We start from the raw sequence: 723 nt of genomic DNA on the forward strand, positions 1-723 counted from the left end.
GCCCTATATCTTCTCCTTTATCTTAATTCTCTTTGCCTTAACCTCAATCATTAGTGGTTTTTACTATGGAATGGTGAATGCTCTCTATTTTAAAAATCGTAAATGGGTAGAGTATCTCTATAAACTCTTTTTTATTATCGTGATTCTTGCGAGTTACTTTATCAATATGAGTGCATTAATTGCGATTACGATGATCTTTATCTCCTTACTCACGGTACTTAACTCTATTATGATCTTCTCCTTAAGGCATGTGGTTGTTGCGCTTTGGGAACACTATATGGAGCAGAAGAAGTTGGGATTTGATCCTCAATTTTATGCAAGAGATATCCCTTGGTTGGGAGAGATTGAGTGTTGGCAGAGCGATGATTTAGAAGCTCAGTTTCAAGAAGATGCCTATTTCCGGGTGATGCCGGATAGAAAGCGAGATTAAGCAATAATTAAGTAATAGATCGATAGATTGTTATATCGTTACTATAAGATATAAAAAGCGGGAATTACCCGCTTTTTTTGTTGATTGGTTAATTTAATTTTAGATCTTTTTAATCACGACATCTGGTTTAATGATGATTTTTCTCTCTCGATAGAGGGAGCCCAATGCGCGCTTAAAGGCTGATTTACTAACCCCTAAAATTTTATGGATCTCATCAGGTGAACTCTTGTCGCTGATCGGTAGAGTACCGCCATATTCACTGAGTCGGCGCATAATCATCTCTTCTAATGACT

At 36.9% G+C, this 723-nt stretch carries 1 protein-coding gene and 1 pseudogene; one reads left to right on the forward strand and one right to left on the reverse strand.

The features are described from left to right. Positions 1–430, forward strand: a 430-nt coding sequence (locus tag FK268_RS25835) for an alanine:cation symporter family protein (RefSeq protein ID WP_146437783.1), incomplete at its 5' end; no start/stop codon positions are given. A 99-nt stretch (positions 431–529) separates the two neighbouring features. Here FK268_RS25835 and FK268_RS25840 read toward each other — a convergent pair. Next, positions 530–723, reverse strand: a pseudogene (locus FK268_RS25840) (hypothetical protein); the annotation flags it as partial.

Source organism: Tsukamurella sputi (assembly GCF_007858445.1).
Classification (GTDB): domain Bacteria; phylum Actinomycetota; class Actinomycetes; order Mycobacteriales; family Mycobacteriaceae; genus Tsukamurella; species Tsukamurella sputi.